The sequence below is a fragment of the Prevotella sp. HCN-7019 genome, from assembly GCF_037890215.1.
Lineage (GTDB): Bacteria > Bacteroidota > Bacteroidia > Bacteroidales > Bacteroidaceae > Prevotella.
Window position 1 is genome coordinate 43,639 of sequence record NZ_JBBKBO010000009.1, and the last position, 24,856, is coordinate 68,494.

Below are 24,856 nucleotides of genomic sequence, written 5' to 3' on the forward strand. Positions count from 1 at the left end.
ACGGGCCCACTTTCTGATTTTCAGTATTTAATTATTTTTACGTCTGAGTTTTCAGTTCTCCCCAAAAATAAGCGAATATTTGCACGCAGACACTCCTTCGGACGCCAATACGCGAAAAATAAAATATCTATATAAAATACTATAAATCAGCAACTTATACACAGCAGTCATTTTCCCGTCATGTAAAAAGCACCGTTTGAGTACTTGATATGGTACGTATTAGGACCTAAAACGTACCATATCACACCCTAATACGGGCGTAAGTAGAGGCTCAAACGGACTTGATCGGAATGTCATGCGCACCATCCGACATTCCACAACAGGGTATATCACAAGACGGTACTGTCTGAACAGGCCTTTCTCATGTAGGATTTAACATTCCCTTATATCTCTTTTGCTATTTTCTTTTGTCAAAAAAAGTCAAAAAAATCTGTAACTTCCTCATCAGAGTTTTCTTAAAAAATGCTGACGCGAGACGTTTGGAAAGACGCGAAAAACACGCGTTAGTCTTAAGACGGATAATTTATCCGTTGTGGCTACTCGGATTTATCATCACGAAAAACAATGCCGGTCACTACAGCATTGTCATAAAGTTTTTCTCGATTCTACAGTATTTCATACATAAACATAATTTATATTAAGTCCTATTAAGTCCCAAACACGCATAAATATACGTTTCTGCAATCCATCAGCCAAGCATATACCAAATATCCCGGTCGCCAGATATAAAAAGAGAAGGACGCAACAAGATCTTGCGTCCTTCTCAATCTCATCTTTTTGAGCCTCTTGTCGGATTCGAACCAACGACCCCGAGATTACAAATCACGTGCTCTGGCCAACTGAGCTAAAGAGGCGGGTGGGCAAGCTACTTACATCGCGCCGCTACAACCAACTACCTTTGCTACGTTCCCGTCCTGGAGGATTCGAAGGGAGCTGGCCGTGCAAGACTTACCCGTATTGTGGGTGCAAAGGTAATAATAAAGTTTAAAAAACAATAAATCTAAGAGCGATACATATTTTTTTTAACTTATTTTTTGATTTTAGAAACAATACTAAAACTTCTCACCGTATTGAAATAATACATTTCATATAATCAATAATACATTCTCTAAGAGTATATGTTTGATCACTACATGCGTATCCTCTGAATTAAAGAAAGTGAATTTATATATATCACACGTACTTAATCCGAAAATTTTGTGTAAGTTTGCACATTATTTTATAAAACCATTTATTCATTTGATGATTAAATTAGAAAACTTCATTCAATTAAAGGCGTTCGCGCGTCAGGATGGCGCACTGCTGTCAATATTATGGATAGCAAGTTTTGCAGCCACCATATACAGCCCACAAACTCCCATTGGGAACATCCTTGCCTTGGCAACACCATTCTTCATCGGATGGCGGCTCATAAAATTCCGCAACTATGCTTTGAATGGTACCATCTCGTTCAGACGTGGATTCGCCTACTCTATTTACACCGTATTTTACGCTTCTGCCATTTTTGCAATAATGCAATATCTGTATTTCAGGTTTCTAGACAACAATATGTTCATGACCATGATTACAGAAACAATGGAGCATATCATGCCCATATATGCAGAGAACGGATTCCCCGTTGAGGAAATAAACAATGAACTGAGAATGATGGCAGAATTGTCTCCAATACAATGGGCATTTATGTTTATGATACAAAACATATTCATTGGATTCATCATTGGATTTCCTATAGCAGCCGTATGCACAAGACGTCCTGTAAGAAAAATAAAAATCAATAACTGAAAAATTCAACGAAATTTTATATAAATAAGAATATGGATATCTCCGTAATAGTCCCCTTATACAACGAAGAAGAATCATTGCCAGAACTTTACAGCTGGATAGCACGTGTAATGAAAGCCAACAACTACAGCTATGAAGTAATTTTTGTCAACGATGGTTCTACAGACAACTCTTGGAAAGTGATAGAAGAGTTAAGCAACAAGGCCGAGGAAGTGAAAGGCATAAAATTCCGCAGAAACTACGGAAAGAGTCCGGCCTTGTACTGCGGCTTCAAAGAAGCCAAAGGAAACGTAGTGATAACCATGGATGCAGATCTTCAAGATTCTCCAGATGAAATACCGGAATTATATAAGATGATAACAGAAGATGGCTATGATCTTGTTTCCGGATATAAACAGAAACGTTACGATCCGCTGTCAAAGACTATACCGACCAAATTATTTAATGCCACAGCAAGAAAGATAAGCGGAATACACAATTTGCACGACTTCAACTGCGGATTGAAAGCCTACCGTAGCGATGTAGTAAAAAACATAGAGGTTTACGGAGAAATGCACCGCTATATACCATATATTGCCAAGAATGCCGGATTCGACAAGATCGGCGAAAAAGTGGTACACCATCAGGCACGCAAATATGGAAAATCAAAATTCGGCCTTAACAGATTCTTCAATGGTTATCTTGACCTTATCACACTATGGTTTCTCAACAACTTCGGCAAGAAGCCAATGCATGTATTCGGATTTCTCGGTACCATCGTGTTCCTCATAGGCCTGATTTCAGCAATGATAATCGGAGCGGAGAAATTATGGTGTCTGTCTAACGGCGTGCCACAGCGCCTTGTAACAGAGTCACCCTATTTCTACATATCACTTACAATGATGATGATAGGAACACAACTGTTCCTGGCAGGCTTCATAGGCGATCTCGTAAGCCGCACATCACAGACACGAAATGACTACCAAATAGAAAAGATGCTGAGATGCGGAAATTGATAATATTTTTTGCGGTAATATCAGCCATAGCTGCATGCTCTTCAATTGATTGTCCGCTCAACAATAAAGTCTACGCAAAATATAAATTTGTCGGAGGTTCGGCACAAGAAGGCACAACACTCACCGTCACCACTCCTTTATCACAGGCAGAGGGTGATGATTCTGTGCTTATAAATAAGATGGAATACGCAGACAGCATCTCACTACCGATGAGTTACACGCGGACAGAAGATTCATTCTTTTTCAGCTTCGAAAACAGCGATGGCAACGCCATTACCGACACAATAAAGGTGACCAAAAATAATATGCCTCATTTTGAATCCGTCGACTGCAATCCAGCTTTCTTTCACACCATCACGAATGTGACTTACACAAAACATGCAATCGACTCAATAAAAATAAATAAAAACACTGTAACATACAATGCAGCAGAAGCACATTTCATCATATATCTTAAAGGTGGCGATAGTTCTGAGCCTTCTGATGATCAATAACATACAGATATCAGCTCAACAAAAAGGCAAACAAATTGCTGAAACACCATCCGACACAATACCACTATTCCGCGGTGTGGCACTGTCTGCCGACCTTGCAGGAATAGCTCAAATGGCTTTCAGTGATTATGGACAATATGAAGCTGCTTTGCGTATCAATCTCAAAGACAAATATTTCCCCATAATTGAGCTGGGATATGGTAAAGCTGATGCAGAGAATGTCATATCAAAACTGTCATACAAAACAAGTGCACCGTATGGGAGAATTGGTATTGACTTCAATCTGATGAAAAACAAGCATGACATATACAGAATATATGGGGGGGTCAGATATGCGTATACTTCCTTTAAGTTTGATGTTGAGGGGCATGATATAACAGATCCTGTATGGGGAGACCATGTTGAATATTCTGCAAAGGACGTCAAGGCAAACTACCACTGGTTAGAAGCCGTGTTTGGACTGGATGCGAAAATATGGGGCCCCATAAGACTTGGGTGGAGTTTCAGGTACAAACGACGTCTGATTCATGACGACGGCAATATAGGTAACACTTGGTATGTTCCAGGTTATGGCAAACAAGGCGGTACAAGATTAGGCGGTACATTTAATGTTGCATTTGAATTATAAACATGGATAACAGAAAATACAACAAAAGAAACATAGGTCAGTTGCTGTTTCTCATATTTCTCATAATAGGAACCATTCTGATTATACGAAAACAGCAGAACACACCATATCAACATGACAGCGGAATGATTTTCGGCACCATGTACAATGTCACATATCAGAGTGACAGAAATCTTGGTGAAGGTATACTTGCCACAATGAAAGAAGTGGATTCCTCACTCTCGATGTTTAATCAAAACTCAACAATATCCAAAATAAACCGTAACGAGCATGTCGAACCGGACAGGATGTTTATTGACGTGTTCAAACTGGCACAAGACGTTGCAAAACAGACAGACGGTTCATTTGACATAACTGTCGCCCCACTTGTAAATGCTTGGGGTTTCGGATTCAAAAAAGGTAAAATGCCGACACAACAGCAAATTGATAGTCTGTTGACTATAACAGGCTATCAGAAAGTGAAATATATAAAAAAAGACGGCAAAGGAACAATTGTAAAAAACGATCCGAGAATAATGCTAGACTGTAGTGCAATTGCCAAAGGCTATGGTTCTGATGCAGTAGCACGATATCTGGAATCACAAGGAGTGAAAAACTATATGGTGGAAATAGGTGGCGAAGTAGTGACAAAGGGAATTAATAGCCAACAGCATCCATGGAGAATAGGAATAAGCAAACCTGTAGATGATACACTCAATGTGAATCAGGATATACAAACCATACTCAATGTAAAAGATATGGCAATGGCAACAAGTGGAAACTATAGAAATTTCTATTATAAGAATGGAAAAAAATACGCTCACACGATTGATCCCAAAACCGGACGCCCTGTACAACACAGTCTGCTCTCAGCAACCGTATTAGCTCCGAACTGCGCTACAGCAGATGCCTATGCCACTGCATTTATGGTTATGGGCATAGACAAAGCAAAGCATATTTTGCATAACAATCCAGAAATTATGGCATACTTTATTTTTTCTGACGATAAGGGGGCCACAAAAGTATGGTATTCTGAAGCAATGAAAGAAAAACTGACAAACTGAAGATCCGTATGGTGAACGAACCAGATATGTATACACGGCTTCTGAAACAGCCGCTGTTTCAAGGAATGAGCAAAACTGATATTGACAGTATCATTGCCCATACAAAGTTCGGATTTCACAAATACATGGACGGAGAAACTATAGTTAAAGAAGGCAGTGTGTGCAACAGACTTATATTTCTGACAAACGGGAAAGTAAAAGCAAAAAGATTTTCAGACGACCACGGTTATGCCTTCTCAGAAGAAATTACAGCCCCAGACATACTGCAACCCGAACATATATTCGGACTTAACCAACGTTACACATACACATTTACATCCTCTGGAGCATGCAATCTTATAACACTCGACAAAGATGAAATTCTAAGATTGTCTGACGAATTCATGATATTCAGGCTTAATCTTCTTAACATCATAACTACACAAACACAAAAGATAACACATAAATGGTGGCTGGCAAAACCGACAGATCTCAGACGGCGTATCATACGTTTTTTTGAGTCTCACTGTAGGAAACCTGCTGGGACAAAAACTATATATATCAAGATGGAGCGTCTGGCAGAGGAATTAAACGATAACAGACTTAACATCTCACGTGAGCTTAACAAAATGCAAGCGGAAGGACTTCTACAACTAAGGAGAACCATCATACATATTCCATCATTAGAAAGATTGATAATGTGACAATAAACCACATGTGTAATATAAGTTAAAAATAATTTCATTACAAAAACGTATATGATATTTTTGCTATTTTTGCAATAGATATAATGAATATTATATCAGGTAAATACAATAAATAGTATCAATAAGTATGTGTGAAAATAAAATAGAACAAAATAATCACAAGAATCCATTCTTTGAAAACTATAACACCCCGCACGAGACAGTCCCCTTCAATCAGATTGCAATATCTGACTATGAAGAAGCCTTTATGGAAGGAATCAGAAGGGACAATGAAGAGATTGAAAAAATAATAAATGACAACTCGGAACCAACTTTTGAAAACACTATAATACGCACAGACAACGAGAAAGGAGAACATTATTATGATTTGCTAAATCGTGTGTCTAATGTATTTTCATGCATGCTCAGTGCTGAGACAAATGAAGAACTTGACGCATTGGCCCAGAAAATGAGTCCAATTCTGACCAAACACGCCAATGACGTAAAACTCAATAAAAAACTTTTCGAACGCATAAAATATGTTTATGAACATCATCGCGAACTCACACCGGAAGAGCAGATGCTCCTGGATAACTGTTACGACGGTTTTGCATGTAGCGGTGCATTACTTGATGAAAAGGGAAAGGAACAACTAAGAAGGCTTACAGAAGAGGCAGGAATGCTGTCCCTACAGTTTTCACAAAATTTGTTGAAAGAAAACAAGGCTTTTACACTTAATTTAACTGACGAAAAACAACTTGACGGACTGCCAGAAACATCAAGGAATGCAGCAGCACAGACTGCTAAAGAACAAGGAAAAGATGGATGGGTTTTCACACTTGACGCTCCGAGCTATTCACCATTCATGACTTACTCAACTCAAAGAGAACTGAGAAAAAGAATGTACATGGAGAAAAACACTCTTGGAATACATGAAAACAGCGAAAACAACCTTGAAATATGCAAACGTCTCATAAATTTGAGACGTGAAATCGCCCAATTGCTAGGTTATGATACTTTTGCCGATTATGTAATGAGGCATAGAATGGCCGGTAAAACGGCTAACGTATACAAGCTTCTTGACGACTTGATAGAAGCATACAAACCAACAGCTCAAAAAGAAGTGGACGAAATAAATATACTTGCCAAGAAGATCGAAGGAGATGACTTTCAGATGGAACCATGGGATTTCAGTTTTTATTCCCATAAGCTGCAGATGGAAAGATATAATCTTGACTCGGAAATGCTGCGTCCATACTTTGAACTACCCAAAGTCATAAACGGCATATTTAATCTGGCTACACAATTATACGGAATCACATTCAAGGAAAATAAAGAAATTCCTGTATACCACCAAGATGTCAAGGCCTATGAGGTTTTCGACAAAGACAATTCATATCTGGCTGTACTTTATGCAGATTTTTTCCCAAGAAAAGGAAAACAAGGAGGTGCATGGATGACGGAATTCCAAGGACAGTGGATTGACAAAAAAGGGGTAAATGTAAGACCACATGTAAGTTTGGTTATGAATCTAACAAAACCCACAGAAGAAAAACCTGCACTCCTTACACTTGGTGAAGTAGAAACTTTTCTCCACGAATTCGGTCACGCACTTCATGGTATTTTTGCAAATACGAGATTCGAAAGCCTTAGTGGAACAAACGTATGGTGGGATTTTGTAGAACTTCCGTCTCAATTTATGGAAAATTTTGCTGTAGAAAAAGATTTCTTGCGCATATTTGCTTTCCATTATGAAACAGGAGAACCTATTCCAGACGAGTTGATAGAACGAATACACAGAAGTCGGAATTTCCTTGCTGCCTACGGATGCCTCAGACAGGTAAGTTTTGGATTATTGGACATGGCCTATTACACTCAAAAGAAGGCTTTCAATGAAGACATAATAACATTTGAGAAAAAAGCTTGGGAAAAAGCGATCATATCCAAACAACAGCCGAACACCTGTATGACAACCCAATTCTCTCATATTATGTCCGGAGGATATGCAGCTGGATATTACAGTTACAAGTGGGCAGAAGTGCTTGATGCGGATGCATTCAACATGTTCAAAGAAAATGGAATATTCAATAAGGATACGGCTCAAAGATTCCGAGATTGCATCCTTTCTAAAGGAGGTACAGAACATCCCATGACTCTTTATAAGAAATTTAGAGGCCAAGAACCAACAATAGACGCATTATTAAAACGTAATGGAATCAAAAGACAGCAAACAAAGAAATCTTGATATCAGATATCTGCGCATGGCAAGAATATGGGCAGAAAACAGTTATTGTCAAAGACGGAAAGTAGGTGCACTCGTTGTGAAAAATAAAATGATCATCAGCGATGGATATAACGGTACACCCAGTGGATTTGAAAACCAATGTGAAGACGAAAATAATGTAACAAAATCCTACGTACTGCATGCAGAAGCAAACGCCATAACAAAACTTGCACGAAGCAGTAACAACAGCGATAACGCTACATTATACGTTACTGCCGCGCCATGTATTGAATGCTCAAAATTAATTATCCAAGCTGGAATAAAAAGAGTCGTCTATGGTGAGAAATACAGATTGGAAGACGGCATCAATCTTTTAAAAAAAGCAAATATTGAAGTGATTTATCTAAACCCCGACGAGAATGAATATAAATAAATCAAACCGTTTTATACCGCTTATGATGGCTTTGTGCGTTGTAATCGGTATTATTATAGGAACGTTCTATGCAAATCATTTTTCAGGAAACCGCCTGAATATTATAAATTCGGGGAGTAACAGACTTACAAATCTGCTACACATCATTGATGATAAATATGTAGATAAAGTAAATCTTGACTCACTCGCAGAAGCTGCAATCCCCAAAATACTTGCTGAACTAGATCCACACTCAGTGTATATCAGTGCAAAAGATGTACAGGCTGCGAACGATGACTTAAAAGGTTCATTCTCTGGTGTAGGAATAGAATTTACAATACGTGAAGACACAATAAGAGTACAGAATGTTATAAGTAACGGACCTGCAGAAAGAGCAGGAATAATTGCCGGAGACAAAATTGTAAGTGTCGACGGTAAACCATTTGTGGGGAAGATTGTCACTAATCAGGAAGCACAATACAGACTGAAAGGACCAAAGGGAACAAAAGTAAAAATTGGTGTTATCAGATACAAACAGAAAAATATAAAATATTTCACTGTCACACGTGGCGAAATTCCACAAAAAAGTATTAGCGCTACATATATGCTTGATGATAAAACCGGATATATAAGAATCAAGAATTTTGGGGAAACTACATATCCAGAATTGCTTATATCATTGGCTCAATTATCTCAAAATGGATTCCAAAGTCTTGTCATTGACTTAAGAGATAACACCGGAGGCTATATGAATCCTGCAGTACAAATGGCAAATGAGTTCTTATCTAAGAACAAACTCATTGTATATACCCAAGGAAGAAAATCACCAAGACAAGAGTACAGATCTGATGGACGAGGAAACTATCAAAACCTACCTCTTGTTGTGCTGATAAATGAAGGCTCAGCGTCTGCATCCGAAATTTTTGCAGGTGCGATGCAGGATAATGATCGCGCAACAATCATCGGGCGGCGTTCTTTTGGAAAAGGTCTCGTACAATTACCAATGGAATTCCCTGATGGAAGTATGATACGTCTTACAGTTGCACGATACTACACCCCTTCTGGACGTTGTATACAAAAGCCATACACAGCAGGTGACGATAAAAACTATGAACAAGACATTATCGCCCGTTATCAGCACGGAGAGTTCTTCTCGCAAGACAGCATAAAACATACAGGACCTGCGTATTATACAAGTTTAGGAAGAACTGTATATGGTGGCGGTGGTATTACACCTGACATATTTATTGCAGAAGATACAATCGGGGTTACCTCTTATTATAAAGAAGCAAGCATAAGTGGACTCATACTCCAATTTGCTTTCAACTATACTGATAATAATAGACAAAAACTGAATAATTACAAAGAGATGTCTGAATTAGCTGACTATCTTGTAAGCCAGAATACAGTAGAAAAATTTGCGATATATGCAGAGAAGCACGGCTTAAAGCGCCGAAATATAATGATTAGAAAATCGCATAAACTATTAGAAAGATACATCAATAGTCGTATTATCTACAATATGTTAGATGAAGCTGCATGGACAGAATATATCAATCTTGATGATCCTGCAATAGAAAGTGCTCTAAGAGTTTTTGAAAACAATGCAGCATTTCCGAAAAAAACAGAAAAAGGAAATAAAAAGAATAAAAAAATAGCCTATAATACAAGATTATCCATACACGACCACCTAAGAAAACAAGGTAATATAAAGATATTACATGCGTGAAAAGAGTCAAATCAGAAATGAAATAAAAATACGCAAGCGACAATTCACAGAATCTCAGTTAAAAGAATTGTCGCTTGCTATTATAAACAAACTATTAAAACACCCCAAAATAAAAAATGCAAGAACAATACTGATGTATTATTCTCTGCCTGATGAAGTATATACCCACACGGCAATAATGCAACTTGCAAATGAAGGTAAAGAAATATTACTTCCAGCGGTTATAAATAATTTCGAAATGGTATTACGCAAATACACCCCGAATGAAGATATGCAAGATGGAGCATTCAACATAAAGGAGCCTATGGGTGAAGAATATACAAAAATGGATAAGATAGATGTCGCTGTTATCCCTGCAATTGCATATGATAGCACAAAAAATAGAATCGGACGTGGTAAAGGATATTATGACAGATTCTTAAAGAAAAATCCAAAGATTTATAAAATTGGAATATGCTTTGATTTTCAAAAATTCGTGCAATTACCTACTGATCCAAACGACATCCCGGTAGATGAAGTTATTTAATAATAAATTATATAAATATTCAATATATCCTCACATCCACAATCACTTGACATTTAACCTCCTGATTAAGCCTTTTTACGAGTTGAGCTCTCATCATTGACAAATCATGACGCAAAGCCGGATTCAAGATCTTTACAAAAAGAGTTTGGTTCTTTATAAATTTTTCTGCAGTATATTGTTCTACAACATGTCCCGCAACAACACCCCATGCATCAATAAGACGTTTTTGCAATAACGGTGTTTCCAGTCCTTCTTTACGCAAATATACGTTTATAAGGTCTGAAATTGACATAACATCTTTTTTAAACATCCATCTTCTCCTTTATTTCACCATTATCAACCATAAATAATTTATAACTGAATGAACCTTTATCCAGTATTCTATCCAAATGATCCCGATTAGTATCAGTTATAAAAATCTGACCATAACTCTTACCCGAAACCAAACCAATGATACGTTCCACTCTATCGGCATCCAATTTATCGAATATATCATCCAGTAAAAGAAGTGGAGTTGTATTTGAGACAGTCTTACGCAAAAAATCAAATTGTGACAACTTCAAGGCCAATACAAAAGTCTTGTTCTGCCCCTGGCTGCCTTCGCGCTTCATCTGATAATCTCCAAGCATCATGTTCAAATCATCACGATGTACACCATGCAAAGAATAACCTAAGATACAATCTTTAGCACGGCTGTTACGAATTACATCAAGCAATGGACCACTTTGCGCATGAGATACATAATTTAATGAGACATTTTCCTTGTTTCCGGATATACTATTATATACAGATTGAAAAACGGGAACAAACTCTTTTATAAAATTATTTCTTTTATTATATATTTGTCCTCCATGACGTGCCATCTCATTTTCCCAAATATCAAGAAGCGTCTCATCCGGGTTTTCTGTTTTAAGTAAAGAGTTACGCTGCGTAAGAGCCTTATTATATGCGGCCAATGCCTCAATATAACTTCGATCATATTGAGATATTACAACATCCATAAAACGCCTACGCTCCTCACTTCCGCCATCTATCAATGAAGTATCATTTGGGGAAATAAATATAAGAGGTATAAGTCCTATATGTTGAGAAAATTTTTTATATTCTTTTTTGTCACGCTTGAAATGTTTCTTGGTACCCCGCTTCATTCCACAATAAATGCTCATAGCATCCCCTTTGTCATCATGATACAGTCCTTCTAAAACAAAGAAATCCTCACCATGTTTTATTATCTGTGAATCTATTGGATTAAAAGAGCTCCTGCAGAATGAAAGGTAATATATAGCATCTAATAAATTTGTCTTCCCTTCCCCATTATTTCCAATGAAACAATTTATTTTGGGTGACATCAACAATGTTGCCTCCCGAATATTCTTAAAATTAATAATTGAAATTTTATTTAATATCATCAGAAATACAAAATCTTCTTTAATGCAAAGATAAATCATTTATCAATCAAAAAAGAAAAAAGTAGAAAATAAATTTCAATATATGAGATTAATTCCGTAATTTTGCGACGCATTTTATATGCGTGTAAGACACTTTATTCTATTAATTTATACCGAAACAACAAAAACAATAAAATAGAATGGCAAACAAAAAAGAATCAGGAGCTCTTGATATGAAAGAGACTCTCAACAATTCAGAAGCTTTCTTTAATAAAAACAAGAAAGCAATTCTTATCGTATTGTCCGCAGTCATTATTATAATCGCGGGTTTCTTCATTTATAATGCTTATTATGCCGGCCCAAGGGAAGACAAAGCTAGTACAGCACTTGCAAAAGGTCAAGAGTACTTCAACATGGAGCAATTTGACAAAGCACTCAATGGAGACGGTGCCGGATATAATGGCTTCACAAAAATCATAAGCGATTACAGCGGAACAGACGCTGCAAATCTTGCCAATCTTTACGCGGGCCTTTCTTGTGCAAATCTTAATAAATGGAGCGATGCTGTAAAATATCTTGAAGCATATTCACCTTCAAATGATGCTATGGTAAGCCCTGCAGCCGTAGCCGCTTTAGGAAACGCTTACGCTCAAACAGGAAACATTGATAAGGCCATAAGTAAACTCAAAGAAGCTGCAGATATGGCAGACAGCAAATCTGAAACAAAAGCCAATATGAGCATTTCTCCTACATTCCTAATTCAAGCAGGAGAATTACTTGAAAGCCAAGGTAAAAAAGCAGATGCACTGAAAATATATCAGGACATAAAAACAAAATATGTTAATGCTCCTGTAGTCCAGAATTCTGAAATTGACAAATATATAGAACGCGTTTCTGAATAAATGGCGACAGCACTACATAACCTCTCTAGTTACGATAAAGAATCAATACCAGACGCAAGCAATATGTGTTTTGGTATCGTTGTAGCTGAGTGGAATCCAGAAATTACAAATGCCCTTCTTGAAGGTGCGGTAACCACACTCGAGAAACATGGCGCACTTCCAGAAAACATACATGTCAAAAAAGTCCCTGGAAGTTTTGAATTAATCTATGGCGCACACCAAATGGTTCTTCATGGATATGATGCAGTAATTATCTTAGGAAGTGTTATCAGAGGTGAAACTCCACACTTCGATTATATCTGTCAAGGAGTAACATATGGAATCGCACGACTGAATACTACAAGTGAGATACCGATCATCTACGGCTTGTTAACAACTAATGATTTGCAGCAAGCAAAAGATAGAAGTGGAGGAAAACTTGGAAACAAAGGTGATGAATGCGCTATAGACGCAATAAAAATGGCAAAATTTTAACAACACATTTATTTACATAATAAGACACCGATATGTGACTTTCATATCGGTGTTTTTATTTTTACAGATACCTGACTGTATTAATATTGTATTATTCCAAGCCCAGTAAACATTCTGTGGGGGAAATAAAAACAGCGGCTTCAATCCAAAATAAGCGTTGTTTTCTTATGTAGAAATGAGAGCAACAAGGGCCACTTACAGATTTTCAACATTCTGTGATATTTCATCTGAGTTTTCTATCCTACCCTCAAAAATTAAGAGAGATTTTGCGGTCAGTCTTTCCTTAGGACGCAAATACACGAAAAACAAGAACCTTATGCAATATATTGAAGATCAAAGCTTGCGTTTAATAATGATTTTTTCATCTTGTAATAAGCGCCGTTTTAGCGTGCGATATTACCCATTTCAGGGCCTCAAATGCACAATATTACATGCTAAAATAGGCGTAGTCAGAGGCTGAAACAGGCATTATTAGAACGCAATGAGCACAATCCAACACTTCATAGCAGAATATACTACAAGGCCGTTTGACAGGAAAAGGCCTCAGAAGCGCCACATTTAACATTTTCTGACATTTCTTTTATGATTTTCTTTTATCAAAAAAGTCAAGAAAATCTGTAAGTCCATCATCCCGAGTTTTCTTCAAACATACCGACATAAGACATATAAAAGAGACGGTAAGTAAGCGTCAGTCTTGTATGGATGATATAGGTTACGTCAATGTGAATTTATTATCACGTGAGAAAAGGCCTTTCGCGGTTTATGCCATCTCATGTTGTCTGGACATTTTACGGCATACGGCACGTTAATTAAGAACCAATCCCCACAGAATTTCATTTTAGCCATTATAATGTTATATGGGATATAGTGCCAATTACTATTATCCGTTTCATCATTTTGGGCTACAATCTTCAAACATTTGATCAATCCAAACTCTAAAACACATAATTTCATAAACAACTCAAACGCCTTCTTCCTCAGACAACTCTACCTCAGAATTGTCTAAATCATTTGAGTTTGCTGTATCTAGCATTGTATCTCTATAAACATCAAGCTTATAATTTTTATATGAAAATCTGACAACCAAAGGAATGTATTCATCACTCATCTTATCTGGTGCACCGACACTTGCTGCAAAATAAATATAATCATCATCCACCCTGTCAAAAACAAGTCCCAGTAAAACATTGTTCTTCAAATAATCAGCTCCTACATATTTACTAAAATCTTCTTTTGTAAAACTTCGCTTGAGAACATCCAAACCATCTTTTCCTGTTATACGCAACATTATACGATTGTCATAATATTTATTTCCCGTTCCATCATCAACAATCGACAAAGAATTATCAGCCTTGCGTTCTATGCTGACATTATATACAGAACCGTGCCAATCTATTGTACGAGTCTGTTCATAATCTCCAATTTTCTGGACAGTCTTTTTTACAGTTTTAACTTCTTGCTTATGCGTTATGATATCATTTGTTTTCTTACCTTCACTACATGAAGTTACCAAGTATAAAGTTACAAATACAGCCAAAATATATTTTATTCTTCTCATAAAAGTATTAATCATTTATGGCAACAAAGTTAATGTAAATTGATCGCAGATCAAAATAAATAAACTCATTTATTTTTGAATATTTTTATATAAATAAATGACGCTATCCCATTTTTGGATAGCGTCATCGCCATTACCTTGAGGGAAACAAGCATATGGCTAAGATATTAACCTCACTAATTATGAACAGATGTTCCTATATAAATGTTATTTGTCGACACCTTATTTTCGTTTATTATTCTGACGTGGACGACGTTGCATCATCTTTTTCTGATCTTCCTCATATTTCGAAAACTGATCATCAGTCATTATCTTCTTCAGACCGTTATTATATGCCTCACGTGTCTCATTCATAGTTTTCATCATTGCTTCGATCTGCTCCTTGCTAGGACGTTCTTTAACTAATACAGAGTCATTATTTGCCCTATCACGACGCATACCTTTCATTGGACCTACTCGCCCTCCCATGAACATTTTATCTGCGTATTGCGTATTAAGTTCCAGTAAGTCTTTAGCCTGTTTCTCATCAAGCCCATATTTCTCAACCATACGATCAGTACGTTTCTGTATAATCTCAGACTTATCCAATTTCTTTCTACCATTATTGTCCTGCGCCATAACACATGCAGCACTTAAAGAAAAACACAATACAAATGCTAATAAATACTTTTTCATATCAAACAATTTTTGTTAGTTATATTAACAGCCATTTTAAAAGCCGTTCTAATAATATGACGTTATAACTCCATAAAGGTTTAACATATACATCAAAATAACATATATTACTATTCACTTTGACGTTTTTTTTATATCTTTGCCATATCAAAAAATGGCATCAGAAATGAGAAAGACACTATTTATTCTGATATTACTCACCTCTGCATTTTGCTCATCATGCAGAAAAGAAAGAACTACGGATCCAACAGAAGCGATTGATACAATCCCGATGTTGATAATGCAGATAAAGAAATGCTCACGCCTTTATACAACAGAATATCATATACATAAAATTATAACCCACGATGATAAAATCAGTGTTAAAGGTAAATTTTTTAAAAAAGAATACGATATAGATCTTCCTCTAGGAAACAGAAAAATTGCTATACCAATTGATGCTACAATAAAAGCATATATTGATTTTGGAAACTTTTCAAAAGAAAACGTTGAGAAGATAAACGGCAAAATAAATATTATTTTGCCGGATCCCAAGATAGCAATAACCAGTACAACAATCAATCACAAAGACATTAAAGAATATGTCGCTCTAACACGGCGTGATTTTAGTGATGAGGAACTTTCCAATTATGAACGACAAGGACGCCAGGCCATTGTTGACGACATTCCGAATATGGGCCTGATAGATATGGCAAGAGAAAGTGCGGCTCGCACCCTAATTCCAATATTTAAACAAATGGGCTATAAAGAAAGTGACATAACCATCACATTTAGAAAAGATTTCACACGGAAAGATTTCAACTCTATTATTGAAAAATCAAATATTACACAATGAAGAAAGATTCCGGTAGAACAAGAAGGTTCATAAAACATATTATCAGTACATCAATGATGCCTTGGTTACTTACGGCAGCCGGAGTAATCGTTGTATTGATAATTATAACTTCCATTATTCATTGCGGAAAGGATAATAGTGCAAAAATTTACACAAATGACAAAATTGATATTACGCCAAATCTAATAGAATCAATCAAAGATATTGGCGAATGGGAATTTCTGTCAATCAACGATGAAGAACTTGTAGATACCATAAGGCATGGCTTTTTCGGTGATGATCAACTGGTAAGAATATATTATGGTACATTACGTTTGGGAATTAATCTTCATGAAACCAATAAAGATTGGATAATGACATCTGGAGATTCTATTATAGTAACACTTCCTGCAATAAAACTATTAGACGAAAAATTCATAGACGAAACAAAAACAAGATCATTTCTTGAAAGCGGTAAATGGAGTCATATGGATCGCGCTGCGCTATACAAGAAGGCACAAGACATTATGCTGAAACGTTGTCTGACAGAATCAAACATTAGAAGCGCAGAGCAGAATGCAACTATACAATTTCAGAATCTCATGCAGTCAATAGGATATAATAATATAAAAATCAGATTTGAACACAATAATAAGCAAAAAGCCAAACATGTTAAATAATAGCTGATTAGCCTACAGAATTTAATAATATCATATACAACATCGCTTATGACTCATATGTGTTCTACACAATAAAGTAAATTATATTATTACATTTTCTTATTTACATATAACCGACCATAAAAATTACAAATACATCCACATATATTGTTTAACAACTAAATGTTTTAAATCCTTCGATAAATCTCTACCAAAATATTAAAGCCTGCACATTTTTATTGTATAATATAATTGTATGTTTGGCAGAAAATTAATAATTTTGCAACATAAAAGAAAAACAGGCGATGAAGTTAATTATCATGACCAAATCTACATTCTTCGTAGAAGAAGATAAAATTCTTGTTACTCTTTTTGAAGAAGGGATGGACAATCTGCATCTTTACAAACCGGCAACATCACCTGTTTATTCCGAACGTCTGCTTTCGTTAATACCCGAGGAGTTCTATAATAAAATAACAGTCCACGATCATTTCTATCTAAAAGATGAATACCGTTTGTGTGGTATTCATATAGATACCCCAGTCCTAACTCCCCCACTAAACTACAAAGGGCATATCAGTAGAACATGCACAAACCTAGAACAACTGAAGGATATTAAGAAACAATCCAACTACGTTTTTTTGAGAAATATCTTTGACAGTCAATCAGAGCCGACTCAAAAATCAAACTTCACAATGAATGATTTGGAGAATGCGGCAAGTTGTGGATTGATAGACAAAAAAGTGTATGCTCTTGGTGGAATGAATATGGATAATCTTCAGATTGCCAAAGATCTTGGATTTGGCGGTATTGTTATATGTGGTGACTTGTGGAATAGATTTGACATACATAACCAAAACGATTACAAAGAGTTAATCAACCACTTTGAACGTCTAAGAAAAATAATCAGTTAAATTTATATACATCATTTAATAAAAAAGAAATGAGTGCAAAAAACTCTTTTTTGGTTTTCTCTGGCACAAGCACGAGATACCTTGCAGAAAAAATCTGCTCCAGCTTAGGTTGTCCGCTAGGCAACTTGGTGGTAACGCGATTCTCTGATGGCGAGTTCGCTGTTTCCTATGAGGAATCAATTCGCGGACGCGATGTTTTTCTCGTACAAAGCACATTCCCAAATTCTGATAATCTGATGGAATTGCTATTGATGATTGATGCAGCCAAAAGGGCATCTGCACGACAGATCATCGCAGTGATACCATATTTCGGTTGGGCAAGACAAGATCGCAAGGACAAACCAAGAGTAAGCATCGGTGCAAAACTTGTTGCAAACCTTCTAAGCGCGGCTGGAATCGACCGACTCATCACAATGGATCTCCATGCAGACCAGATTCAAGGATTCTTCGATGTACCAGTAGACCATCTTTATGCATCTGGCGTACTGTTACCATACCTTCAGAGCCTGCACCTAGAAGATCTCGTTATAGCATCTCCTGACGTAGGCGGTTCAAAACGTGCAAGCACTTTTGCCAAATACCTTGGATGCCCACTAGTGTTGTGCAATAAAACACGTGCACGTGCAAATGTTGTAGAAAGCATGCAGATCATCGGTGATGTAAAAGACAAAAATGTCATTATCGTGGACGACATGGTTGATACCGCAGGAACAATCACTAAAGCTGCAGATATCATGAAAGCAGCTGGTGCTAAAAGTGTCAGAGCATGTGCTTCCCACTGCGTTATGAGTGGTCCTGCATCTGAACGAGTACAGAATTCTGCACTTGAAGAAATTGTATTTACCGACTCTATCCCATATTCAAACCGTTGTGCAAAAGTTAAACAACTTTCTGTTGCCGACATGATTGCTGAGACTATAAAACGTGTCATCAACAACGAAAGTATCAGTTCACAATATCTGGTATAACAATAACAGCGGATGTTTTATGAGAATATTCCGTAACATATCTTTGGCTGCGGTAGCAATATTCTTGCTATCCGCATGCCAAATTAAGCATGGCAACAAACAGGAGACCGCAGAAACGCAACAAGCAGAAACGTCTGTTCCGACACTTACGGACATTGAACTTGGCGATCTTCAACGTAACAGCGTATCACTGAAAAGTGAAATAAGCAAGAATCAGATAACCATAATAGACTTTTGGGCAAGCTGGTGTGGTCCGTGTCGGGCAGAAATGCCTTTAATGGTCAACATCTACAATCAATATAAAGACCAAGGCCTTGGAATAATCGGTATATCACTTGATTCTGATTATAATGCATGGGAAAAAGCAATCACAGACAACAAACTGACATGGACACAATTGTCCGATCTAAGAGGTTGGGATAGCTATGCCGCCCAAAACTATCATGTAACAGCAATCCCATACACAATTATTGTTGACAAAAATGCTAAAATCATGGCCAGTGGCCTGCGTGGCGAAAAATTGGAAAAATTCGTAAACAACTATTTCAATACACCACATTAAGTCAAAACCATTTCAGAATATTTTCAGAGATATTTGCAGATATATATGGAATTTCCATACAATATCTGCAAATATTTTTATTGTCAACAAAAATCCTCCGCATTCATCATCTTCATAGAAAATATATAAAATATAACAACAGGTAATAACCATATTACCTGTTTGAAGATAATAAATATGGACTGGGTATAAATAAAAAAGCATCGGATACATACAATATCCGATGCTTTTTATGTTTGTAATATTTATTAATCAAGCCATTTAACATAGCAGAAGGCCTGTCTGTGAGCAAGCATTTCGTGCTTCGGGAACATTCTCACACATCCCTTGAACGAGCCAGCAACATCTGGTTCGAACTCTAGTTCAAATGTATAAAGGTTTCCTTCATGACCAACCATCTTGAACTCACGTACATTGAATATACGTTCCTCTCCATTGCGGTCTGTCTTAACAGAAACAAACTCTAGACCAACAGCGTCATTGAGTCCCTGCTCATCAATCACATATCGCATACTGTACTTCTTTCCTGTTTCTACACCGTTGACAATAAAGTCGCTCTTTGATACGACATGTATTGAATCCCATCGTTCTGCAACAGTCTCTTTCCACTGTGCAAGTTCCTTGGCAAGTTGGTTGTCATTAGCTGACAACTTCTTGAAAAGAGTAGCCTGCTTTGTATAGAAACGACTGTAATAATCATCAAGCTGACGCTTCATGGTATAATGAGGAGCGATTGTCGCGATAGAGTTCTTTATTGTCTTTATCCAACCTTCACTATATCCTTTCTTGTTACGGTTGTAATAAAGTGGTGCGATATCATTCTCAAGAAGACTGTAAATCATTGCTGCATCAAGCTGATCCTGATAACCTTGGTTCTGATATGTACGTTCCTGAGGAAGAGCCCAACCAGCACCATCACGATATCCTTCAACCCACCAACCATCAAGAACTGACAGGTTGACTACACCATTCATCTCAGCTTTCTCACCAGATGTACCTGATGCCTCGAGTGGACGTGTAGGAGTATTCATCCAAATATCAACACCAGAGACAAGACGCAGAGCAAGCTGCATGTCATAATCCTCAAGGAAGATTATCTTACCAAGGAATTCCGGACGTTGGCTTATCTCAAAAACCTTCTTAATAAGTCCTTGTCCAGCACCGTCTGCCGGATGAGCCTTTCCTGAGAAAATGAATTGTACAGGGCGTTCAGGATTGTTGACAATCTTAGCCAGACGGTCGAGATCTGTAAACAGAAGATGAGCACGTTTGTATGTAGCAAAACGACGGCAAAAGCCAATCATCAAGGCGTTTGGATTAATGCGCTCTAACAAAGACACAACACGTGCCGGATCGCCCTGGTTCTTCAACCATGTCTCAGAGAATTTCTTGCGTATATATTCTACAAGATTCTTCTTAAGAATCATACGTGTCTTCCATATTTCTTCGTCCGGCACATCATATATGGCATGCCAAATACTTTCATTACTCTGATCCTTCAGGAAATTCTTGTCAAAATATTTTGCATACAACTGCTGCCATTCTGTTGCCGTCCATGTCGGGAAATGAACACCGTTGGTAACATATCCTACATGATTCTCTTCCGGATAATATCCTTTCCATATCGGAGAGAACATTTTCTGGCTAACCCATCCATGTAATTTACTTACACCATTAACCTCTTGACATGTGTTGCATGCAAATACCGACATACAGAATTGCTCAGAATGGTCATCCGGATTCTGACGTCCCATACCGATGAACTCATCCCATGTTATGCCAAGCATTGAAGGATAGCCTCCCATATATTTACCGAAAAGCGACTCATCAAAATAGTCATGGCCTGCAGGAACTGGAGTGTGGACCGTATAAAGCGAAGAAGCGCGTACGAGCTCCATTGCCTGATTGAAATTCAAGCCACTCTTAACATAGTCACACAGACGCTGCAAGTTACAGAGAGCTGCGTGTCCCTCATTGCAATGATAAACATCTTTCTTTATACCAAGTTTCTTGAGAGTGAGCATACCTCCGATACCGAGCAGAATCTCCTGCTTCAGACGATTCTCGTTATCACCACCATACAATGAGTGGGTTATCGGTTTGTCAAACTCAGAGTTTAACTCATTATCTGTATCAAGAAGATACAGTTTGATACGTCCCACATTTACTCTCCAAACATAAGCATGAACCTGATAATTCATATAAGGTACATCCACTACGAGCGGATTACCGTCAGAGTCATTCTCACGTTCGATCGGCAGTGACTCAAAATTCAGAGCCTCGTATTTCGCAATCTGCTGACCATCCATATTCAGCGACTGGATAAAATATCCATAACGGTAAAGGAAACCGACAGCACACATGTCCACATTACTATCTGATGCCTCCTTCAAATAGTCACCGGCAAGCATACCCAAACCTCCGGAATAGATCTTAAGCACATGACTCAATCCATATTCCATACAGAAATATGCTACAGACGGACGTGTATGGTCCGGTTCAACATCCATATAATCGCGGAATTTCTTATAAACGCTCTTTACACGGCTCATTATAGCAGGATCCTTTACAATCGCCTCCTTGCGGTCATAACTGAGACGTTCCAACAGAAGAACAGGATTGTGTTTCACCTCTTCGAAAAGCTGTTCGTCCAGACTTTTCCACAAATCCTGTGCCTCATAATTCCATACCCACCACATGTTATGGGCTAACTCATCCAAGCATTTCAACTGCTCGGGCAATCTTGATCTTACAATCAACTCCTTCCATTGAGGAGCGTTGGCATAATCTGATTTTATTTTCATAACTGTATTTTAATTATTTTTCTGATATTCGTTTCTGAACTGCTCGGAGAGAATAATCATAAGCGGCATAATACTGTTTGATGAAATTGCTCCATAAAGCAATCTTCGACAATGAGGAAGCATTATTTCTGGCAGACTTAACTTCCGAATCTGTAAATCCGGCAAACTCCTCCACGGTTTCCTTTATTGCCTCTGCGACATCAAAATAATTGTAGTCATTGCGATGGATAACCTTAACTCCATCTTCTATCTCTCCGTATTTCCCCTTGACAGAATTTACCCATAAACCGAAACCAGCCAAGTCAGTCGTTATACAAGGAACCTTGAAAGCGATTGCCTCAAGCGGTGTGTATCCCCACGGTTCATAATATGACGGATAAACGCAAAGGTCGTTTCCTAACACCAGGTCATAATAAGTCATATTAAATATGCCATCATCGCCAGTCAGATAGCACGGCACAAAAATAATCTGTACCTTGGAATCTTTGCTATTATGCACATTCATAGCATTCAGCATGCCCATAACCCGATCTTCACTCATATTATTAAGCCAATGGGTAAGCTGCGGATTTTCAAGCGGGATATCGAAAGTCTGACCTGAAGCGAGACGGTCCTGTAAATCCTCGCGTGGCGAGTTTACCCAAGCTGGAACTTCTATAAATGCTACGGCCTTACGATTGAATTTTTCATCATTTCTCAAACGATTCATAGCCTCTATGAATACGTCAATACCCTTATTTCTGAATTCATAACGACCACTGGTCGATATAATCAGAGTGTCATCATCGACACTGCAGCCCGTTAGTGCATTGGCCACTTGAAGAAGTCTACGACGTGCCATACGTCGTTTCCGAGTAAAAGTCGCAGCTTTTGGTACAAAACTGTTATCAAATCCGTTAGGCAATATGAAATCAGCCGGTTTATCCAACAATTCGGCACATTCTCTACCTGTTATATCGCTGACTGTTGTAAAACAGTCCACATGACATGCAGTCTGTTTCTCAATAGAATGCTTGCTCTGCATATTAAGTTCTGCAGCCATCTGATCACCATTATAGGCAAAGAGATAATCGTACAGAGGTTTGTTGTTACCAGCAATACTGCGACCAATACTCGTCGCATGCGTAGTGAATAAAGTTGCAATCTCCGGTAATTTATGATTGATATAAAGTAGTCCGAGGCCTGTCATCCACTCATTTCCATGATAAATCACACGTGTAGCTGGAGTCAGATAAAATGTATAAAAACTCTCCACGACTCTGGCTGCTGCATACGAAAACATAGAAGCTTCGTCATAGTCGCCATAAGCATGAAGACTGTCTACACCATACAATTCCCATATACGGGTGTATATTTCATTCTTTTCTGAATAAAATGGTGTGAAATCAACTAAAACGGCAACAGGATTACCAGGTATTTTCCAACGTCCTGTTTTTATCTTCAACCCTTCCTCACATGCATGTGTTCTCCATTCTGCATATAGAGTGTTATCATTCTCAAAATAAGGGCATTCCTTGTCACCCCAACAATCAGGGCCGATAAAAATCAAATTATCCTTCAGTTTTTCCTGCAAAGTTTTCGCTCTTGTAGATAAAACCGTATATATACCACCGACTTTATTACATACTTCCCAACTAGACTCAAATAAATAGTCCGGGAACAATAAACTTTCTTTAGCCATATGAAAAATTATGTGTTTGCAAATATATACATTTTAATATAAATTGCCAACTTTTATAAATATAAAAATAGTAAAAGTCGGCGTATTCTTGATTTAATTTGGTATTTTTGCGAGAACGCAAAAAATATAAAATGAAAAGGTTATCTATACTGGCAATCATTTCTGCCATAGCACTGAATGCATTCTCACAAAACGATTCCATATTTAAATGCAATTTGTATAATGAAGAATACAAAGTGTATATGAATATCAATCTGTATGACAGCAATATAACCGCGCCCAGACAAGAAATATTCGGGGAACTGCCAGGATATTTCGGACAGGACAATGACAGTAGGGTTTGGCTTATAACTGATGTAAAAATCTCAAAGAACAATGTAGCAAAATTGTCGATTGTAAACGATTACGGAAGTGAAGACCTTACGGCTACTTTGACCGTAGACAAAGACGGAAACTATATACTAAAACAGGAAGATGGAAGCAGAATAAAGATCGTGGAAAACAGAAAATGGGTGAAAATACCTACAGAGTTAAAATTCAAGAAGAGATAAAATCCACAAAAGAAATACAACACCAGCATACTGTATGATCTTAACAAGAGTATGAAGAATAGTCATAAAATATAAAAAGTATATCTTGCTCACAAGATAGCATACCGCAAGCCACCAATCGCCAGAATAACAGACACACTTTGCTGTTATAATCAAACAAACTGCCCATTTCATTATTCTCACAACTTATATGCTGCATGATTCTTTCCTCTATACGTCATAACTTTCCACTAATCAGTGGATATTGTTATCTGTCATAAAATTTATCAAAAATGTATAATTATTCATTATGACATAAATATACAGACAACACAAATCTACAAAATAGAAAAATAAAAAGCCAGACAACAGCTATCAGAACACAGCGAAAGTATTTCTCACATTCATCATAACTTAGCAATAATATAA

Annotated in this window: 24 protein-coding genes, 1 tRNA gene and 1 other RNA gene; 18 read left to right on the plus strand and 8 right to left on the minus strand. The window is 37.4% G+C overall.

Annotation, left to right across the window (positions count from 1 at the left end):
* Window positions 1-780 precede the first annotated feature (780 nt).
* Window positions 781-854: transfer RNA gene (locus tag WKT13_RS11035), tRNA-Thr, on the minus strand.
* 1 nt (window position 855) lies between these two features.
* An RNA gene (gene ffs / locus WKT13_RS11040) (signal recognition particle sRNA small type) lies at window positions 856-954 on the minus strand.
* Between the two features lie 288 nt (window positions 955-1,242).
* Between ffs and WKT13_RS11045 the strand changes: the two genes are divergently transcribed.
* From WKT13_RS11045 to WKT13_RS11090, 10 genes are all read left to right on the plus strand, one after another.
* Window positions 1,243-1,782: a DUF4199 domain-containing protein gene (locus tag WKT13_RS11045; protein ID WP_340323919.1), complete on the plus strand. Its 540-nt coding sequence runs from the start codon at window positions 1,243-1,245 to the stop codon at window positions 1,780-1,782.
* Window positions 1,783-1,814: 32 nt separating this feature from the next.
* Window positions 1,815-2,777 (plus strand): glycosyltransferase family 2 protein, encoded by a 963-nt coding sequence (locus WKT13_RS11050; RefSeq protein WP_340323920.1) that lies wholly within the window; start codon window positions 1,815-1,817, stop codon window positions 2,775-2,777.
* Window positions 2,765-3,271: a DUF6452 family protein gene (locus WKT13_RS11055; protein ID WP_340323921.1), complete on the plus strand. Its 507-nt coding sequence runs from the start codon at window positions 2,765-2,767 to the stop codon at window positions 3,269-3,271. Before WKT13_RS11050 ends, WKT13_RS11055 begins: the two co-directional genes overlap by 13 nt.
* Window positions 3,201-3,899 (plus strand): DUF6048 family protein, encoded by a 699-nt coding sequence (locus WKT13_RS11060; RefSeq protein ID WP_340323922.1) that lies wholly within the window; start codon window positions 3,201-3,203, stop codon window positions 3,897-3,899. Before WKT13_RS11055 ends, WKT13_RS11060 begins: the two co-directional genes overlap by 71 nt.
* 2 nt (window positions 3,900-3,901) lie before the next feature.
* Entirely contained in the window at window positions 3,902-4,942 is a 1,041-nt protein-coding gene (locus WKT13_RS11065; protein ID WP_340323923.1) for an FAD:protein FMN transferase, read from the plus strand.
* Between the two features lie 8 nt (window positions 4,943-4,950).
* On the plus strand, window positions 4,951-5,625 hold the full coding sequence (locus tag WKT13_RS11070; protein WP_340323924.1) for a Crp/Fnr family transcriptional regulator: 675 nt from the start codon (window positions 4,951-4,953) through the stop codon (window positions 5,623-5,625).
* A gap of 130 nt (window positions 5,626-5,755) precedes the next feature.
* A complete protein-coding gene (locus WKT13_RS11075; protein ID WP_340323925.1) occupies window positions 5,756-7,852 on the plus strand; it encodes a M3 family metallopeptidase in 2,097 nt (698 codons plus the stop codon).
* The gene (locus tag WKT13_RS11080; protein WP_340323926.1) at window positions 7,818-8,264 is read left to right on the plus strand and encodes a deoxycytidylate deaminase; all 447 of its coding nucleotides are present in this window, start codon (window positions 7,818-7,820) and stop codon (window positions 8,262-8,264) included. The genes WKT13_RS11075 and WKT13_RS11080 overlap by 35 nt, the downstream gene beginning before the upstream one ends.
* Complete coding sequence (locus tag WKT13_RS11085) at window positions 8,251-9,972, plus strand: S41 family peptidase (protein ID WP_340323927.1); 1,722 nt, start codon at window positions 8,251-8,253, stop codon at window positions 9,970-9,972. The genes WKT13_RS11080 and WKT13_RS11085 overlap by 14 nt, the downstream gene beginning before the upstream one ends.
* Entirely contained in the window at window positions 9,965-10,498 is a 534-nt protein-coding gene (locus WKT13_RS11090; protein ID WP_340323928.1) for a 5-formyltetrahydrofolate cyclo-ligase, read from the plus strand. The genes WKT13_RS11085 and WKT13_RS11090 overlap by 8 nt, the downstream gene beginning before the upstream one ends.
* Window positions 10,499-10,517: 19 nt before the next feature.
* Here the strand turns inward: WKT13_RS11090 and WKT13_RS11095 are convergent, their stop codons facing one another.
* Both WKT13_RS11095 and recF read right to left on the minus strand, forming a co-directional pair.
* Complete coding sequence (locus tag WKT13_RS11095) at window positions 10,518-10,808, minus strand: DUF721 domain-containing protein (protein ID WP_298617452.1); 291 nt, start codon at window positions 10,806-10,808, stop codon at window positions 10,518-10,520.
* Complete coding sequence (gene recF / locus WKT13_RS11100) at window positions 10,801-11,907, minus strand: DNA replication/repair protein RecF (protein WP_340323929.1); 1,107 nt, start codon at window positions 11,905-11,907, stop codon at window positions 10,801-10,803. Before recF ends, WKT13_RS11095 begins: the two co-directional genes overlap by 8 nt.
* 179 nt (window positions 11,908-12,086) lie before the next feature.
* Between recF and WKT13_RS11105 the strand changes: the two genes are divergently transcribed.
* Together WKT13_RS11105 and ribH are read left to right on the plus strand one after the other, a co-directional pair.
* Window positions 12,087-12,788, plus strand: coding sequence for a tetratricopeptide repeat protein (locus WKT13_RS11105; protein ID WP_298617455.1), 702 nt, complete (start codon window positions 12,087-12,089; stop codon window positions 12,786-12,788).
* Window positions 12,789-13,262, plus strand: coding sequence for a 6,7-dimethyl-8-ribityllumazine synthase (ribH, locus tag WKT13_RS11110; protein WP_298617457.1), 474 nt, complete (start codon window positions 12,789-12,791; stop codon window positions 13,260-13,262).
* 961 nt (window positions 13,263-14,223) lie between these two features.
* Here the strand turns inward: ribH and WKT13_RS11115 are convergent.
* Window positions 14,224-14,820 carry a DUF4738 domain-containing protein gene (locus WKT13_RS11115; RefSeq protein ID WP_298617459.1) on the minus strand — a complete coding sequence of 199 codons (597 nt, stop codon included), beginning with the start codon at window positions 14,818-14,820 and terminating at the stop codon, window positions 14,224-14,226.
* Between the two features lie 222 nt (window positions 14,821-15,042).
* Window positions 15,043-15,495 (minus strand): DUF4890 domain-containing protein, encoded by a 453-nt coding sequence (locus WKT13_RS11120; RefSeq protein ID WP_298617462.1) that lies wholly within the window; start codon window positions 15,493-15,495, stop codon window positions 15,043-15,045.
* A 166-nt stretch (window positions 15,496-15,661) separates the two neighbouring features.
* On the opposite strand from WKT13_RS11120, the gene WKT13_RS11125 reads away from it, so the two are divergent.
* The 5 genes from WKT13_RS11125 to WKT13_RS11145 all read left to right on the plus strand — a co-directional run bounded on the left by WKT13_RS11125 (window position 15,662) and on the right by WKT13_RS11145 (window position 19,412).
* The gene (locus WKT13_RS11125; RefSeq protein ID WP_340323930.1) at window positions 15,662-16,330 is read left to right on the plus strand and encodes a DUF4230 domain-containing protein; all 669 of its coding nucleotides are present in this window, start codon (window positions 15,662-15,664) and stop codon (window positions 16,328-16,330) included.
* Window positions 16,327-16,989 (plus strand): DUF4230 domain-containing protein, encoded by a 663-nt coding sequence (locus tag WKT13_RS11130; protein ID WP_340323931.1) that lies wholly within the window; start codon window positions 16,327-16,329, stop codon window positions 16,987-16,989. Before WKT13_RS11125 ends, WKT13_RS11130 begins: the two co-directional genes overlap by 4 nt.
* A 284-nt stretch (window positions 16,990-17,273) precedes the next feature.
* A complete protein-coding gene (locus WKT13_RS11135) occupies window positions 17,274-17,882 on the plus strand; it encodes a thiamine phosphate synthase (RefSeq protein ID WP_340323932.1) in 609 nt (202 codons plus the stop codon).
* A gap of 29 nt (window positions 17,883-17,911) precedes the next feature.
* Window positions 17,912-18,850 carry a ribose-phosphate pyrophosphokinase gene (locus WKT13_RS11140; RefSeq protein WP_298617468.1) on the plus strand — a complete coding sequence of 313 codons (939 nt, stop codon included), beginning with the start codon at window positions 17,912-17,914 and terminating at the stop codon, window positions 18,848-18,850.
* Between the two features lie 19 nt (window positions 18,851-18,869).
* The gene (locus WKT13_RS11145; RefSeq protein ID WP_340323933.1) at window positions 18,870-19,412 is read left to right on the plus strand and encodes a TlpA family protein disulfide reductase; all 543 of its coding nucleotides are present in this window, start codon (window positions 18,870-18,872) and stop codon (window positions 19,410-19,412) included.
* A 248-nt stretch (window positions 19,413-19,660) separates the two neighbouring features.
* On the opposite strand, the gene glgP is transcribed toward WKT13_RS11145, so the two are convergent.
* Both glgP and WKT13_RS11155 read right to left on the minus strand, forming a co-directional pair.
* Window positions 19,661-22,216 carry an alpha-glucan family phosphorylase gene (glgP, locus tag WKT13_RS11150; protein ID WP_340323934.1) on the minus strand — a complete coding sequence of 852 codons (2,556 nt, stop codon included), beginning with the start codon at window positions 22,214-22,216 and terminating at the stop codon, window positions 19,661-19,663.
* A 13-nt stretch (window positions 22,217-22,229) separates the two neighbouring features.
* Complete coding sequence (locus tag WKT13_RS11155) at window positions 22,230-23,897, minus strand: glycosyltransferase (RefSeq protein ID WP_340323935.1); 1,668 nt, start codon at window positions 23,895-23,897, stop codon at window positions 22,230-22,232.
* A gap of 131 nt (window positions 23,898-24,028) precedes the next feature.
* Between WKT13_RS11155 and WKT13_RS11160 the strand changes: the two genes are divergently transcribed.
* Window positions 24,029-24,448: a hypothetical protein gene (locus WKT13_RS11160; RefSeq protein ID WP_298617473.1), complete on the plus strand. Its 420-nt coding sequence runs from the start codon at window positions 24,029-24,031 to the stop codon at window positions 24,446-24,448.
* Window positions 24,449-24,856 lie beyond the last annotated feature (408 nt).